This is a genomic window from Verticiella sediminum (assembly GCF_007558815.1).
Lineage (GTDB): Bacteria > Pseudomonadota > Gammaproteobacteria > Burkholderiales > Burkholderiaceae_B > Verticiella > Verticiella sediminum.
In genome coordinates, this window is sequence record NZ_VLTJ01000012.1 from 1 (window position 1) to 15,365 (window position 15,365).

General features: G+C 69.8%; 15 protein-coding genes and 1 pseudogene. 13 read left to right on the forward strand and 3 right to left on the reverse strand.

Going from position 1 to position 15,365, the window contains the following annotated elements:
- The 5 genes and pseudogenes from FOZ76_RS07600 to FOZ76_RS07620 form a co-directional block, all read left to right on the forward strand.
- Positions 1–615 (forward strand): annotated as a pseudogene (locus FOZ76_RS07600) (aconitate hydratase); the annotation flags it as partial.
- A complete protein-coding gene (locus FOZ76_RS07605; protein ID WP_143947548.1) occupies positions 612–1,976 on the forward strand; it encodes a dihydroorotase in 1,365 nt (454 codons plus the stop codon). The pseudogene FOZ76_RS07600 and the gene FOZ76_RS07605, both read left to right, overlap by 4 nt.
- 23 nt (positions 1,977–1,999) lie before the next feature.
- Positions 2,000–2,725 (forward strand): isochorismatase family protein, encoded by a 726-nt coding sequence (locus FOZ76_RS07610; RefSeq protein ID WP_143947549.1) that lies wholly within the window; start codon positions 2,000–2,002, stop codon positions 2,723–2,725.
- Between the two features lie 6 nt (positions 2,726–2,731).
- Positions 2,732–3,727, forward strand: coding sequence for a CobW family GTP-binding protein (locus tag FOZ76_RS07615; protein ID WP_143947550.1), 996 nt, complete (start codon positions 2,732–2,734; stop codon positions 3,725–3,727).
- 51 nt (positions 3,728–3,778) lie between these two features.
- Positions 3,779–5,329 carry an aldehyde dehydrogenase gene (locus tag FOZ76_RS07620; RefSeq protein ID WP_143947551.1) on the forward strand — a complete coding sequence of 517 codons (1,551 nt, stop codon included), beginning with the start codon at positions 3,779–3,781 and terminating at the stop codon, positions 5,327–5,329.
- Here FOZ76_RS07620 and FOZ76_RS28145 read toward each other — a convergent pair.
- Positions 5,326–5,454: a hypothetical protein gene (locus FOZ76_RS28145; protein ID WP_281282963.1), complete on the reverse strand. Its 129-nt coding sequence runs from the start codon at positions 5,452–5,454 to the stop codon at positions 5,326–5,328. The two genes, FOZ76_RS07620 and FOZ76_RS28145, sit on opposite strands and share 4 nt — an antisense overlap.
- Before the next feature lie 57 nt (positions 5,455–5,511).
- On the opposite strand from FOZ76_RS28145, the gene FOZ76_RS07625 reads away from it, so the two are divergent.
- Positions 5,512–6,318, forward strand: coding sequence for a GntR family transcriptional regulator (locus tag FOZ76_RS07625; RefSeq protein ID WP_143947552.1), 807 nt, complete (start codon positions 5,512–5,514; stop codon positions 6,316–6,318).
- Positions 6,319–6,334: 16 nt separating this feature from the next.
- Here the strand turns inward: FOZ76_RS07625 and FOZ76_RS07630 are convergent, their stop codons facing one another.
- Positions 6,335–6,745 (reverse strand): type II toxin-antitoxin system VapC family toxin, encoded by a 411-nt coding sequence (locus FOZ76_RS07630; RefSeq protein ID WP_342781869.1) that lies wholly within the window; start codon positions 6,743–6,745, stop codon positions 6,335–6,337.
- Between the two features lie 175 nt (positions 6,746–6,920).
- Between FOZ76_RS07630 and FOZ76_RS07635 the strand changes: the two genes are divergently transcribed.
- From FOZ76_RS07635 to FOZ76_RS07650, 4 genes are all read left to right on the forward strand, one after another.
- Positions 6,921–8,105 carry an FAD-dependent oxidoreductase gene (locus tag FOZ76_RS07635; protein ID WP_170235334.1) on the forward strand — a complete coding sequence of 395 codons (1,185 nt, stop codon included), beginning with the start codon at positions 6,921–6,923 and terminating at the stop codon, positions 8,103–8,105.
- Between the two features lie 19 nt (positions 8,106–8,124).
- The gene (locus FOZ76_RS07640) at positions 8,125–8,868 is read left to right on the forward strand and encodes a maleate cis-trans isomerase family protein (RefSeq protein WP_143947555.1); all 744 of its coding nucleotides are present in this window, start codon (positions 8,125–8,127) and stop codon (positions 8,866–8,868) included.
- Between the two features lie 79 nt (positions 8,869–8,947).
- On the forward strand, positions 8,948–9,925 hold the full coding sequence (locus tag FOZ76_RS07645) for a Bug family tripartite tricarboxylate transporter substrate binding protein (protein WP_143947556.1): 978 nt from the start codon (positions 8,948–8,950) through the stop codon (positions 9,923–9,925).
- A 13-nt stretch (positions 9,926–9,938) separates the two neighbouring features.
- Complete coding sequence (locus FOZ76_RS07650; protein ID WP_143947557.1) at positions 9,939–10,892, forward strand: aldo/keto reductase; 954 nt, start codon at positions 9,939–9,941, stop codon at positions 10,890–10,892.
- A 6-nt stretch (positions 10,893–10,898) separates the two neighbouring features.
- On the opposite strand, the gene FOZ76_RS07655 is transcribed toward FOZ76_RS07650, so the two are convergent.
- The gene (locus FOZ76_RS07655) at positions 10,899–11,795 is read right to left on the reverse strand and encodes a LysR family transcriptional regulator (protein WP_143947558.1); all 897 of its coding nucleotides are present in this window, start codon (positions 11,793–11,795) and stop codon (positions 10,899–10,901) included.
- A 165-nt stretch (positions 11,796–11,960) separates the two neighbouring features.
- Here FOZ76_RS07655 and FOZ76_RS07660 point away from each other — a divergent pair, with 165 nt between their 5' ends.
- The 3 genes from FOZ76_RS07660 (at position 11,961) to FOZ76_RS07670 (ending at position 15,301) form a co-directional block, all read left to right on the forward strand.
- On the forward strand, positions 11,961–12,944 hold the full coding sequence (locus FOZ76_RS07660) for a Bug family tripartite tricarboxylate transporter substrate binding protein (RefSeq protein ID WP_143947559.1): 984 nt from the start codon (positions 11,961–11,963) through the stop codon (positions 12,942–12,944).
- A gap of 104 nt (positions 12,945–13,048) precedes the next feature.
- Complete coding sequence (locus FOZ76_RS07665; protein WP_143947560.1) at positions 13,049–14,083, forward strand: NADPH:quinone oxidoreductase family protein; 1,035 nt, start codon at positions 13,049–13,051, stop codon at positions 14,081–14,083.
- A 69-nt stretch (positions 14,084–14,152) separates the two neighbouring features.
- The gene (locus FOZ76_RS07670) at positions 14,153–15,301 is read left to right on the forward strand and encodes a CaiB/BaiF CoA transferase family protein (RefSeq protein ID WP_143947561.1); all 1,149 of its coding nucleotides are present in this window, start codon (positions 14,153–14,155) and stop codon (positions 15,299–15,301) included.
- Positions 15,302–15,365: the final 64 nt, after the last annotated feature.

Here is a 15,365-nt window from a genome sequence, read left to right on the forward strand (position 1 = left end):
GACTTCAATACCTATGTCGCGCGGCGCGGCAACCACGAGGTCATGACGCGCGCCACCTTCGCGAACATCCGCATCAAGAACCTGCTCGTGCCGGGGCGCGAGGGCGGCTACACGCGCCACTTCCCGGATGGGCGCGAGTGCACCATCCACGAGGCCGCCATGCAATACCAGGCCGACGGCGTGGGCGCGCTGATCCTCGCGGGTGCGGAGTACGGCACCGGCAGCAGCCGCGACTGGGCCGCGAAAGGCTCCGCCCTGCTCGGCGTGAAGGCAGTGCTCGCCGAATCCTTCGAGCGCATCCATCGCGCCAATCTGGTCGGCATGGGCGTGCTGCCCCTGGCCTTCCTGCCGGGGCAGGGCTGGCGCCAGCTCGGCCTCACCGGCGAAGAGCAGTACCGCTTCACCGGCGTGCGCGCCGGCGTGCTCGACGCCAGCCCGATCGACGTGGTGGCCGAAGCGGCGGGCCGCACCGTGCAATTCCAGGTTCTCGCCCAGGTGCTCACCCAGGCCGAGCGCCAGCTCATGTGCGAGGGCGGCATTCCCGCCAGCGTACTCAAGTCCTTCCTTGCCGCGGACCAGGACACCGCGGCCGACCCTCAGGAATCCACACCATGACCCTGGATCTCGTTCTCAAGAACGCCCGCATCCTTCTGCCGCAGCGCGGCCTCGTGCCCGGCCGGATCGGCGTGCGTGCGGGGCGCATCGCCGTCATCGCCGACGAGGCCGAGGCGCTGGACGCGCGCGAGACCATCGATTGCGAAGGGCGCGTCGTGCTGCCCGGCGTGATCGATCCGCACGTGCACTTCGGCTTCGGCTCGCCCGAGACCGACTTCGAGACCGAGTCGCGCAACGCGGCGCTGGGCGGCACCACCTCGGTGCTGTCGTTTCACCGTTCCAAGGACATCCGCGATTCGTTCGCCGAGGCCCACGATCGCGCCGTGTCGCAGAGCTGCATCGATTTCGGCTTTCACTTCGGCCTGACCAGCCACCTGCACGTGGAGACGCTGCGCGAGATCTCCGAGAAGTTCGGGGTGTCCTCGTACAAGCTCTACATGATGTACAAGGGCGCCGCCGGCCTGGCCAAGGGCTTCACCGACATCGACGACGGCCTGCTCTACGCGGCCCTGCGCGAAGCCGCGGCGATTCCCGGCGCGGTGCTGGGCGTGCATTGCGAGAACGTCGAAGTCATCCCCTTGCTGCGCGATCCGCTGCGCGCGGCCGGGCGCGACGATCTGAAGGCCTGGAACGAACAGAGCCCCGACTTCCTCGAGGCCGAGAACGTGCACCGAGTGTGCTACTTCGCGGGCAAGACCGGCGCGACCGTCAACATCGTGCACCTGAGCAGCAAGGAAGCGCTGGACGAAGTCCGCCGCCATCGCCGCACCCCGGGGCGCCCGCCGATCCACGTCGAGACCTGCCCGCACTATCTCTTCCTGAACGACGAGAGCCCGGCCGGCCCCTACGCCAAGGTCAATCCGCCCGTACGCGGACAGGCCGACGTGGAGGCGATGTGGGAAGGCGTGCTGGACGGCTCGGTGACGACCATCGGCTCGGACCACGTGCCGCGCAAGCGCAGCACCAAGGACAAGGACATCTGGAGCGCGAGCAACGGCTTTCCGGGCACCGGCATGATCCTGCCGATCCTGCTGCACGAGGGCTATCACCGCCGCGGCGTGCCGCTGGAGCGCCTGATGCAGGTGGCCTCGGGCAACGCGGCGCAGAGCTACAACATGCCGAGCAAGGGCGGCATCGAGGTGGGCAAGGACGCCGACCTGGTCGTCGTCGACCTGGATCTGGAGAAGACGGTCGACGCGGCCGTGCTCGAGTCCTACGCCGACTACTCGCCTTACGAGGGCATGACGTTGAAGGGCTGGCCGGTGCGCACGCTGGTGCGCGGGCGCACCGTTGCCCTGGACGGCAAGATTACCGAAGACGCACGACGCGAGCCGGGCGGCCGCTATCTGCGCCGGCTTTGAATCCAAACTCACACGGGACCATCATGACGACCAAGAAACGCATCTGGGACGATTTCCTCACCGAGCGCGACCAGAAGGTGCTGGCGCAGGCCGGCTACGGCAAGCGCGGCGGCTTCGGCACGCGCCCGGCGCTGTTCATCATCGACGTGCAGTACAACTTCTGCGGCGACAAGCCCGAGGACATCCTCGAAGGCCTGCAGCAGTACCGCACGCACTGCGGCGAGGAGGCCTGGAAGGCGGTCGAGCACATCGTGCCGCTGCTCGAACTGGCCCGCGAGAAGAACCTGCCGGTCTTCTACACCGAGAGCGCGCGCCGTCCCGACCTGCTGGATTCCGGCGTGCAGGTGGGCAAGAACCACCGCGGCGGCGAGAAGACGGTGCTGGCCGAGACGCATGCGACGCAGACCGTGGCGCCGCTGGCCCCGCGCCCGCAGGACATCCGCATCACCAAGCAGAAGCCCTCGTGCTTTTTCGGCACCACGTTCATGAGCCATCTGAACTTCCTGGACGTGGACACGCTGATCCTGGTGGGCTGCACCTCGTCGGGCTGCCTGCGCGCGACCACCGTGGATGCCTATTCCTTCAACTTCAAGGTCGTGATCCCGGAAGAGTGCGCATTCGACCGCTTTCAGTCCAGCCATGCCATGAGCCTGTTCGACCTGAACTGCAAGTACGCGGACGTGATCCCGACCGACGAAGTCGCCACGTATCTGCGCGAACTGCCGGTGCGCCAGGCTGCGCAGGGCTGATCCGCGATGGCCGAGACCACCACGCCGGTCCATCTGCTCACGGGTTTTCTGGGCAGCGGCAAGACCACGCTGCTGTCCTGGCTCGTGCGCTCGCCTGCCTTTGCCGACACCGCGGTCATCATCAACGAGTTCGGTGACGTAGGGCTGGACCATGCCCTCATGGGCAAGGCCGACGAGGACGACGTGGTGATGCTCGACTCGGGCTGCCTGTGCTGCGCGAGCAACAACTCGCTGCAGGAGACGCTGGAGTCGCTGTACTACCGGCGCCTGCGCGGCGAGCTGCCGCCGTTCGCGCGTGTTGTGGTGGAAACTTCGGGCCTGGCCGATCCGGCTCCGCTCATCAACTCGCTCTACGCCGACGCATCCGTCGCGCGCCACTACCGGCTCGCCGGCGTGGTCACCACCGTGGACGTGCAGCACGGCCTGGCCACGCTCGACGAGTTCGAGGCTGCCGCGACCCAGCTCGCGGTGGCCGACCTGGTCATCCTCACCAAGACCGACGAGCTCGAGCCGCAGGCCGCGGATGCGGTCGCGCAGCGCCTCGCCGAACGCCTGCCCCAGGTGCCGCTGTTGCGCGCCGCCCACGGCGAACTGCCCGATCCGTCGGCGTTCTTCGGCGCCGCGCCCGAGCACCACCTGCCCGCCGTGCGCGGGTTGGCGCCCGCCCAGCCCGCCGGCCGCCTGGCGCACGTGCTGCGCTATGGCATCGCCTCGCACGTCATGCGCGTGGACGCGCCCGTGTCATGGGCGCAGTACGCCGCCTGGGTGCGCGGCATGCAGCGCGCAGCGGGCGACCGCCTGCTGCGCGTCAAGGGCATCCTGCCCATCGCGGGCGACGTACCGCACGTCGTGCATGGCGTGCGCCATCTGTTCTCACCGCCCCGGCCGCACGAGGGTGCGGCCCCGGGCGAACTGCTCGGCGTGATCGTGGTGATCGCCCGCGACCTCGACGCCGAGGAATGCGAGGCGCTCATGCAGCCGCTGCGGCCGCCTTGCCCGTAGCCGCGTTCCGCGCGGCTGTTCCTTGTTTTCCGTCACTGCATCAGGCAATCCATGCAACGAATCGAGACCCACGCGTTCATCCAGGAATTTCCCAAGCTTGCCGCGCAGCCCGTGGATGCGGCCGGGCAGCTTGTCTATACGCAGTTCATCGACGGCGAGTTCACACCGGCCGCCGGCGAGCGCCTGCCGACGGTGGATCCGGTATCGGGCGAACAGTGGGCCACGATCGCGCGCGGCACGCGCGATGACGTCGACGCCGCCGTGCGCGCGGCGCAGCGCGCCTTCGAGGGCGGCGAGTGGGCGGCGATGAATCCCAGCCAGCGTGGCGCCGTACTGCGCCGTATCGGCGATCTGGTCACCGAGCACGCGGAATGGCTGGCGCACGTGGAGCAGCGCGACAACGGCAAGCTGTCGGCCGAGCTGTCCATGCAGATGCGCTACATGGCCAACTACTATTACTACTACGGTGGGCTGGCCGACAAGATCGAGGGCACCGTGGTGCCCACCGACAAGGCCGGCGTCTTCAACTACACGGTCTACGAACCGCTCGGCGTGGTGGCGTGCATCACGCCGTGGAACTCGCCGCTGCCGCTGGCCAGCATGAAGATCGCGCCGGGCCTGGCGGCCGGCAACACGGTGGTGCTCAAGCCTTCGGAGTTCACCTCGGCCTCGCTGCTGGAACTCATGAAGCTCTTTCAGCTCGCCGGCGTGCCCAAGGGCGTGGTCAACGTGGTGACCGGCCTGGGCGCCGAGGTCGGCGAGGCCCTGGTCGGCCATCCGCTGGTCGCGCGCATTGCCTTCACGGGCGGCCCCGAGGCCGGCCAGCGCATCAACGAGCAGGCCGCGCGCCACATGAAGCGGGTCACCCTGGAACTGGGCGGCAAGTCGCCGAACATCGTGTTCGAGGATGCCGACCTGGACAACGCGCTCAAGGGCGCGGTCGCCGGCATCTTCGCGGCCTCAGGCCAGACCTGCGTGGCCGGTTCGCGCCTGCTGCTCCAGGAAAGCATCCACGACGAGTTCCTGGCGCGCCTGGTCGAGATCGCGAAGAACGTGCGCTTCGGCCATCCGGCCGATCCGGACACCCAGGTCGCGCCCATCTCGACCGAGCCGCAACTGCGCAAGGTGGAATCCTATGTGGCGATCGCCAAGGAGGACGGCGCGCGCCTGGTCGCGGGCGGGCAGCGCGCCGAGGTGCCGGACTGCCCCAAGGGCCTGTTCTTCCAGCCGACCATCTTCGCCGACGTGAACAACCGCATGCGCATCGCGCAGGAAGAGGTGTTCGGGCCCATCCTGTCGGTGATCAAGTTCAAGGACGAGGCCGAGGCCATCGCGATTGCCAACGACATCGAGTTCGGCCTGGCGGCGGGTGTCTGGACCGAATCCATGCCGCGCGCCCTGCGCATGGCGGGCAAGGTGCGCGCCGGCACCGTCTGGATCAACAACTACCGTTCGACCAGCGTCACCTCGCCCTTCGGCGGTTTCAAGATGAGCGGGGTGGGGCGCGAGTGCGGCATTGCCGGCATGCGCGAATACATGGAGATCAAGAGCGTCTGGCTGTCCATGGAGACGAACATCCCCAACCCGTTCGTGCGTCGCTAGGGGTAGCGGCCTTCGTCCTCCGGCGAGCGAGCCGCCCGGGCGCAGCGCGTGGGCGGCGCTTCAGCCGGAACGCAGGTGCGCGACACGCCAGGCGCGCTGACCAGTCGGTCGAACTTGGCTATCATGGCGGGCTCCAGCAACACTCCCTCGCATCCGGGCCTCGGCGCGGATGCACGCCCGCCGTGATCCCGAGAAGCCGAAGCCACAAGAAGACCAAGCCCTCTGCGCGCCAGATGGCCGACTACGTGCCGCTCTACTACAGGGTCTACCGGCTGTTGCTGCAGCACATCCGCGAGGGCGAGTACGACGAGCACACGCCCCTGCCGACGGAGGCCGAGTTCGCGGCGCGCTTCCAGGTATCCAGGGTCACCTTGCGCAAGGCGCTGGAAATCCTCGAGGCCGATGGCCTGGTGGTACGCCAGCGCGGTCGCGGCACCTTCGCGCGCCGGCCCACCGAAAGGAATCGGCGCACGAGCTTCGGCGGGCTGATCGAGAACATCGCCCATTTCCAGGCGCGCACCAGCACCACGCTGCTGCGTTTCGAGCGCATGCCGCTGCCGGCGGATGCCGCCTTGCAGCTACAGTCGAGCACCGGCGCCGAGGGGCTGTGCATCGTGCGCATCCGGCGCGATGCCACCTCGCCGTTCTCGTTCACGACCTGTTATGTGCCCGAGCCCGAGGCCGGGCTGCTGGATCGCGACACGCTGGGCAATACCCCGGTGTCCACCGCGCTCGAACGGGCAGGGGCGATGGCCACCCAGGCGGAGCAGTGGCTCAGCGCGGCCCCCGCCGAGCTGGAGGTGGCCGAGGCGCTGGACGTCGCGTCCGGCACCGCGCTCATCAGCCTGACGCGCGTCTATCGCAACGCCGAAGGCCGCCCGATCGAACTGCTCAACGAGCTCTACCGGCCCGACCGCTACGAGTACCGGGTGAACCTGTCGCGCACCGACCAGGGCGACGCGCCACGCTGGTCGCAGGTCGAGAGCTGAGGCTCGCTTCGCGCTCTCAAGCAGTCTTGGCGAACAGCGCCACGTCGGGCAGGCCCTCGAAATGGGCATCGCAAGTGAGCAGTTCCGCGCTCTGGCGGCGCGCCGTCGCGTAGACGACAGCGTCGGCGGCGGCCAGCTTGTGCTCGCGGTGCAGGTCCGCGGCGAGCAGTGCGATGGCGGTGTCCAGGGGCACGACGACGCACTTCTGCGTGTAGGCGATCACCTGGTCGGCTTGGCTCTCGCCCACTTCGCGCACCAGCCACTTCGACAATTCGAGCTGCACAATGCTCGGCACGATGCACTGCGGTTTGTCCGGAAACTGCTTGCCCACCTTCTTGCCGAGCACGCTGCCCGCGAGCCATTTTCGTACCTGGAAAGTATCGATGACGATCTGGTAAGAATCTCCCGTTCCACCCTGGGAGGCCAGCCGCTTGCCTCCGGCACCCGTTCCTTGCCGCCGGCCGAAGCCCGCGCGTACCGGCCAAGCGCGGTACTGGCGTCAGCGTGAAAAATTTCGCCGACGACCGATGACCGCTCGAAAAGTATTATGTATCATACCTAATACTTTTCAACGCGGGCCGGCTGCGGCCTGGAAGGCTCATATGCAGAACCATCACGTCATCGTCGCCGGCGCGGGCCCGGTCGGGCTCACGGCGGCATTGCTGCTGGCACGCGCCGGTTTGCGCGTCACCTTGCTGGAGAAGCGGGCCACGCTGAACCAGGCGTCCAAGGCCTCCACCTTCCATGCACCGACATTGGCCGTGCTGGACCACCTGGGCGTGCTGCAGGCCATGCGCGAGCAAGGCCTGCAGGTCGATCACATCCAGTACCGCACCACCGAGCTGGGCATCATTGGCGAGATCGCGCTGCGCGAGCTGGAGGCCGTCACCGACTATCCGTTCCGCCTGCACCTGGAGCAGTCGCGCGTCACGCCCATGCTGCTGGCGCAACTGCAGGCCCTGCCGAACGCGCAGGTCTGCTTCGAGACCGGCTTGGTCGACGCGCGCAACGTGCCGGGCGGGGTCGTGGTCACGGTGCAGGACGCCGCCGGCACGCGCGACATCGCCGCGGACTATCTGCTGGGCACCGACGGGGCGCACAGCCAGGTGCGCCAGGCCGCCGGTATCGCATTCGACGCCCAGCCGTATCCGGGCGCCGTGCTGCGCGTGCTCACCGACGAGAGCCTGGACCGCCTGATACCCGGCCTGCGCCCTATCAGCTATCTCGTCAACGGCGCGGCCTCGGCCAGCTTCCTGCGCATGCCGGACTGCTGGCGCATCATCCTGCGCGTGCCGGCCGAGGTCGCGCTCGAGAGGGCGCAGACGTCCGGGTGGGTGCTCGGCCGGCTGCGCCAACTGGTGCCCGATCTGGCCGGGCTGCCGAACATTCTGGGCATGGACGTGTATTCCGCCAGCCGCTACGCCGCTCCCGCGTTTCGCAATGGCCGCATCTATCTCGCCGGCGACGCCACGCACCTGTCCAACACCCGCGGCGGCATGAACATGAACTGCGGCATCCACGACGCCTATGCCATCGCCGGCGCCATGGTCCGGGCGTTCCGCGAGAACGACCAGACGCTGCTCGACGCGGCCGCCGATGCCCGCCGCGACGTCGCCACGCAGCAACTGCTGCCGCGCACGGACGCCATGGTCAGCGCCCAGGTGAGCTGGCTCGAGAACGTCCAGCGCATCCTGGCCGATCCGCAGGAGCGGCTCGCCTTCCTGCGCCGCACCGCCATGCTCGACATGGCGCCCGAGCTGGCCCGCCGCCTGCCCGCCACCCTCTGACACGCGAGGACACACCCTCATGACCCACCTGCCTAGCCTGGGCCAGCCGCGGCATCGTATCGGCGCTCTCGTGCCGCCGGCCAACCCGACCGTCGAGTTCGAGTATCCGGCCTTGCTGCCGGCCGAAGCGGCGCTGCATTGCATGCGCCTGCCCGTGATCGCGGGCGATCTCGAAGCGCGCAACCGCGCCTATCTCGAGAGCTACGCCCCCAGCCTGAGCGGCTTCGGCTCGCTCAAGCTGGATGGCGTGGCGATCGCGCTCACCGGCTCGCAGTACCGGATCGGCCACGATGCCGACCGCCGCCTGTGCGACAGCCTGTCCGAGGCTTTCGGGGCTCCGGTGGAGACGGCCAGCGTGGCGCTGGCCAACGCGCTGCGCCACCTCGGCATCCGGCGCATCAGCATGGTGTCGCCGTATCCGGACTGGCTGACGCAGCTTGCCGTCGGCTACTGGAAGAGCGCCGGCGTGCAGGTCGATCACATCGAGAAGTTCGCCGACGAGCTGGTCGCCTACCAGTTGACGCCGGAGCAGGTCGCCGAGCGGCTGGTCGCGGTGCACGCCCACCCGGACGGCGCCGTGCTGCTCTCGGGCACGGGCATGCCCACGCTGCAGGCCATCGTGGCCGCGGGCCCGCGCAAGAGCGTTCCCATCCTGTCCTCCAATCTCTGCAGCCTGTGGAGCCTCGCGCACGCGATCGGCGTTGCGCCGCCCGCGTGGCTGGGCGAGGCATTCCCGTGGTTCGCCAACCCGCCTCAAGTCTGATGCTTTCCCGCCGGCGCGGCCGCCGTGGTCCGCGCCGGCGATCTCTCTCTGCGGTCTTCACCTATTTAGGATCGATGCCATGACTTCCTTCCGTATGCTTGCAGTGACCGCCATTCTCGGCGCGGGGATGATTGCGCCCTGGTCTGCCGGCGCCGCCGAATCCGACTATCCCAGCAAGCCGATACGCATGATCGTCCCGTTTCCCGCGGGCGGCACCACCGACGTGGTGGCCCGCCTGATCGGGGCCAAGCTGGGCGAGGCTTGGGGTAGCACCGTGGTCGTGGAGAACATGGGCGGCGCCTCCGGCATGATCGGCACGGCGGCCGGTGTGCGCGCCGCGGCCGACGGCTACACCATCACGATCGGCAACAACCAGACGCACGCCACCAACGCGGCCCTGTTCCCGAAGGCGCAGTTCGATCTGACCAAGGACGTCCAGCCCATCGCGATGCTGACGCGCACCCGGCACGCCATCGTGGTGCCCGCCGATTCGCCGTACGAGACGCTGGACGCCCTGGTGGCCGGCGGCAAGCAGAAGGCCTTGAACTACGCGTCGTCCAGCATGGGCTCCTCGTCCCACCTGGTGAGCGGCACGCTGTGTGCGCAGGAGGGCATGGACTGCACGCACGTTCCCTACCAGGGCGCGGCGGGGGCGATCACCGATCTGCTGGCAGGCCACGTGGACTTCATGACGGCGAGCTACGCCAGTGCGGTCACCTACATGACCGCCGGCAGGCTGCGCGGGCTGGCGATTTCGGGCGAGGAGCGCGAGGTTCAGGCGCCGAACGTCGCGACCCTGGGCGAACTCGGCCGCGAGACGCTGTCGGCCGATAGCTGGATCGGCGTCTTCGCCCCGGCGGGCACGCCGCGCCCGGTCGTGGAAAAGTGGAGCGCCGAGCTGGAGCGGATCATGGCCATGCCCGACGTGAAGAGCCGTCTCGAGGCCGCCGGCTTCGAAGTCTGGTACCAGCCGGTGGCGCAGTTCGAGGATTTCCATCGGCAGGAGATCAAGCGCTGGGCCGACATGGTCGAGGCCAGCGGCGTCGAGCTGCAGTAAGGGGAGGCCGGCCATGCAGACCGCAACGCTGGGTGGCCAGCTCCGGGTGTCCCGGCTTTGCCTCGGCATGATGTCCTTCGGCGCCACGGCGTGGGCACCCTGGGTGCTCGACCTGGCGCAGGCACGCGAGGTCTTCTGCGCGGCGCTGGGTCACGGTGTGAACTTCTTCGACACCTCGAACAGCTATTCGGACGGCGAGAGCGAACGCATGTTGGGCCGGCTCGTGCGCGAGCATGCCGCCCGGGAGAACGTCGTGCTGGCGAGCAAAGTCGGGCTGCCCACGCTGGGCGGCATCGGCCTGGCGCCGGCCGAGATCCGGCGCCAGTTGGAAGGCACGCTGCGCCGTCTCCATACCGACTATCTGGATCTCTACCAGATCCACACCTGGGACGAGCAGGTGCCGATCGCGGACACGCTGGGTGCGCTGGAGGCGCTGCGCGAGCGCGGGCTGATCCGCGCCTACGGCTGCTCGAACCTGGACGCCGCGCAGTTGGCCCAGGCCGCGGCGGCGGGGGGACGGGGCTTTGCCAGCGCGCAACTGCAGATCAACCTGCTGTACCGCGAGGAACTCGTCGAAACGGTGCCCTGGTGCCGGGCGCATGATGTCGGTGTGCTGGCCTACAGCCCGCTCGCCCGCGGGCGGCTGCTCGGGCAGGCGCAGGCGGACAATGCCGTGCGCCTGTCCACCGACGCCAAGGGCGATCGCCTGTACGGCGCGGCGGGTGGGCAGATGCCGGCGCGGCTGGCGGCACTCGCGGCGCAGCTCGGCATGACGCCGGCGCAGCTTGCGCTGGCCTGGGTGCTGGCGCAACCCGGTGTGGACGGCCTCATCGTCGGTGCGATGAGCCCGGCCCAGCTCGCCGAGGCGGCCGAGGCGCTTGCGCGCCTGCCGGACGCGACTGCGCTCGCGGCGCTGGACGAGGGCTACCGGCCGCGCGAGTTCCTGCGCGTGCGGCTGCCGCGCTGACTGGCGTCAGGCGGGCAGCGCGTGCGCCTGCTCCAGCAGCGCATCGCGAAAGTCGCGCGCCATCGGCCCGAGCACGCCGTCGCGCCGCCAGTACACGGCCAGTTCGTGGGACCAGTTCGATCCCGCGAAATCCAGCGCGCTCAGCCCTTGGCCCACGGTCTGGCGCAGGGCGCGCTGCGGCATGATGCCGATCAGTTCGGTCGAGCGCAGCAGCTCGGCGAAGCCGGTGGGCGAGGCCGAGCTCTCGACGGCGACCTGGGGCGGCGGCAGTCCGGCCTGGGCCAGGTGCGTCTCCAGGCGCAAGCGCAGCACCGATGCCGAAGGCACCGCCCAGCGCTCCTCGATCAAGTCGTCCAGGCGAGCCAGGCGGTGCAGTCGAGGATGGCGCGCGCTGGCGACGATCTGGATCACCAGCGGCGGCAGGGCGGCGCAATCGAACCCGTCGACGGTGTTGTCCGGCCGCGCCGCCAGCACCAGATCGACCTCGCCGTTGTCCAGCATGCGCAGCAGGCGCGCGCTCAGGTGGGTCTCGATCGAGAAAGTGGCGAGCGGTCGGCTGCCGAAGAAGCTGGCGAGCAAGGGCGACACCAGGCCGGACATCAGGTGCGGGATGACGCCCAGGCGCACCTGGCCGGCGCGCCCGATCCGCTGCTCGTGCATGTCGCACGCCAGCTCGCGCATGGCGACGGTGACGCGGCGCGCATGCTCGGCCAGACGCAGGCCGGCGGCGGACGGCGCGACGCCGCGCGCCGTCCGTTCGAGGAGGGCGAGGCCGGCCGCCTGCTCCAGGCGCGCCACGGTCTTGGACAGCGCCGACTGGCTGACGCCGCAGACCTGCGCCGCGTGGCCCAGGTTGCCGTGTTCCAGGATGACGAGGAAGGCCTGCAGGTCTTCGGGGCGCATGCGAGACGCTCTATTCCAGATGGGAATGTCTAGCGTAGCGCATGGAATGCCTGGCCGCAGCGCCGGCTCCTACACTGCCTGCACTGGCGCAAGGGCCGGGCATCCGGCCCTGCCGGACGCCACGATCGCAGACAGGCCGGCGCAGATCCGGCCGGAGGAGACACCATGCTGGGTTCCGCTTTCTTCCGCCCGCTGGCGGGGCTGTGCCTGGCCTCGGCGCTGGCGCTGGGCTCGAGCGCCGCGCAGGCCGATTATCCCGAACAGCCGTTGGTCATCGTCGTGCCCACGCCGGCGGGCACCGTCAACGATACGGTCGCCCGCCTGTTCGGCCAGGAGCTCACCGCCGCCTGGGGCCAACCGGTGATCGTCGAGAACCGGCCGGGGGCGAGCAGCAGCATCGGCACGCGTCAGGTCGCGCGCGCCGCGAAGGACGGCTACACGGCGCTGCTCACGTTCACGGTGCATGTGCAGAACCCGCATCTCTATCCCAAGCTGGATTACGACGCGATCGAGGATTTCGCGCCGATCAGCAAGCTCGCGTTCTCCTCGACCATCCTGGCGGTCACGCCCGACTTTCCCGCGCGCACCGTCAAGGAACTGGTCGACAAGGTCCGGGCGGCGCCCGGCACCTACGCCTACGGTTCGTACGGCGCGGGCACCACCGGCCACATCCTGGGCGAGCTGCTGCGCGAGCAGGCCGGCCTCGACATGAGCCACATCGCCTACAACGGCGGCACGGCGCTGGCGACCGACATGCTCGGTGGCCATGTGACGATCGGCATGATCGCGGTCGGCACCGCCATGCCGCACCTCAAGGCCGGCCGCATCGTTCCGCTGGCGATCACCGGCGGGCAGCGTTCCGCGCTGCTGCCGGACGTGCCCACCTTCACCGAGGCCGGCTACCAGGGTTTCGAGCCGGATGCCTGGATGGGCCTGCTGTTCCCGGCCGGCGTGCCGCGGGACCGGGTCCAGGCGCTATCGGCCAAGGTGGCGGAAATCGGCCAGCGGCCGGAGATCCAGCGCAGACTGCTCGATCTGAACCTGGACCCCGTCGTGAGCACGCCCGAAGCGTATGCGCAGACCCTGCGTGAGGACTACGCCAAGTGGGGTGAGATCATCCGGCGCGCGGGCATCCAGGGCCCGCAATGACGAAAACCGTTGAGCACAGAGCGGCCAGGCTCCGGCCGGCGATCCCGCGGGACGATGTCCCGGGGCTGTGCTGAAGGCCCGCGACGACAAGCGATGGAAAGGCAATGAGCAGATTGGCGATTCCCGGGGATGACTTCCAGGCCCTGTGCTGCGAGGCGTACGGCGATTGGCGCGAATTGCGCGTGCGGGGCGTGCGCCGCGCCCCGCTCGGCCCGGGCGAGGTGAGGTTGGCGGTGCGCCACGTCGGCGTGGGCTTCGCCCTCAGCCTGTTCGTGGCCGGCAAGTACCAGCGCAAGCCGCCGCTGCCGTTTTCTCCCGGTACCGAAGTGGCGGGCGAGGTGCTGGAAGTTGCGTCCGATGTGCGTCGCCTCTCGCCGGGGCAGCGGGTGTTCGCGGCGCTGGATTGGGGCGGCTTCGCCGAGGAAGCCGTGGTCCGCGAGGAGACCGTGTATCCCTTGCCCGACGCGCTGCCGCTCGCCGAGGCGGCGGGCATGGCGATCTCCTATCCGACCGCGTGGGCCGCGCTGGCCTGGCGCGCGGCGCCGCAACCCGGCGAGACCTTGCTGGTGCACGGTGCGAGCGGGGCGCTGGGCATGGCCGCCGTGCACTGCGGGCGCGCCATGGGGCTGCGCGTCCTGGCGGTGGCGAGCACGGCGGCCAAGCGCGAGGCGGCGCTGGCGCACGGCGCCGAGGTGGCGCTGGATGCCGACGCGGCGGCCCTGCCTGCGGCCGTGAAGGCGGCCACCGGCGGGCGCGGCGCCGATATCGTGTTCGATCCGGTCGGAGGCGACGTTTTCGACGCTTCCCTGCGCTGCGTGGCCAGCCATGCCCGCGTGCTCGTGATCGGCTTTGCGAGCGGGCGCATCCCGCAGGCGCCGGCCAATCTGCTGCTGGTCAAGAACGTAGCGGTGATCGGTTTCAACTATGGCTATTACATCGGCTGGGGCCTCACCGACGAGCGCGCGCGCTACGCGGCCCAGGTGCAGGGCATGGTCGCCGACATGCTGCAAGCCTGGCGCGACGGGCGTCTCGCCCTGCCCACCGTGCAGCGCTATGCCTTCGACGCGTGGCCGCAGGCGATCGGCGCCGTCATGGGCCGCGCCTCCATCGGCAAGGTCGTCGTCGATCTGCCGGCCTGAACCGGCCCTCGCGCCGCGCCCGACCTTCGATCGGCTTTGCGCCGCGCGCACCCTACTCGAGGAGACAGCATGCAAACCACGGACGCACGGCACGAAGCCCCGCTACTGGAGGGGCTGACCGTGCTCGATCTGTCGCAGGGCATCGCCGGGCCCTGCTGCGCCATGCAGTTGCGCCAGCAGGGCGCGCGCGTGATCAAGGTCGAACCGCCCGAGGGCGACTGGGCACGCCACATGGGCCGCGCGCGTGCAGGCCAGTGCGCGATCTCGCTCGCCTACAACGCGGGCAAGGAAAGCGCGGTGATCGATACGCGCACACCGGCCGGACGCACCGCGTTGCGCAAGCTGGCGCGCGAGGCCGACATCGTGGTGCAGAGCTTCCGGCCCGGCGTCGTCGAGCGGCTGGGCGTGGACTACGCCAGCCTGGCGCAGGACCGGCCCGACCTGATCTACGTGTCGATATCGGGCTGGGGCGGCACCGGCCCCGCGGCCGGCCTGCCCGCCGTGGACACCGTGGTCCAGGCCGAGACCGGGCTCATGGACCTGAACCGCGACGCCTCGGGCAGGCCGCACAAGGTGGGCCTGTTCGTGGTGGACATCGTCACCGGCATGCATGCCGCGCAGGGCGTGTTCATGGCACTGCTGCGCCGGGCGCTGCGCGGCGGCGGGCGGCACATCGAGGTGAGCATGCTGCAGGCCGCCGCGGCTATGCAGGCGTATCCCGTTCTCGATGCGCACCTGCATCCCGAGGGCGCGGCCGCGGTCAATGCGCCGGGCGGCTTGTTCGAGACCCGCGACGGCGCGCATCTCTACACCAGCGTGGCCAACGACGGCATGTTCCGCCGCATGGCCGAGGCGCTCGGCGAAACGCAGTGGCTGGCGGACGCGGGCCTTGCGCACAGCGCGGGGCGCATTGCGCGGGCCCGGGAACTGAACGCCCGGGTGGCCGAACGGCTGCGCGGCGAGGATGCCGCCTACTGGGAGCAGCGGCTGGCCGAGCACGATGTGTTGCGCGGGCGCGTGCGCACGGTTCGGGATCTGCCGCAGCATCCGCAGGCCAGGCACGCGGGGGTATTCGTGTATGCCGAGCAGCCGGGCCTGGGTGCGCTGCCCTGGCCGGTGCCGCCGGGACACGAGGGCGGGGGGGCGTGCGCCCCGGCGCCCGCGCTGGGCCAGCATACCGAGGCCGTCTGGGCCGAGTTCGGCCTGGCATCCGGCTGACGCGCCTGCGGCCTGCGGGCGTGGGGCCCCGCGATTTGCGTATTACGCCAATCGTCACGCACGC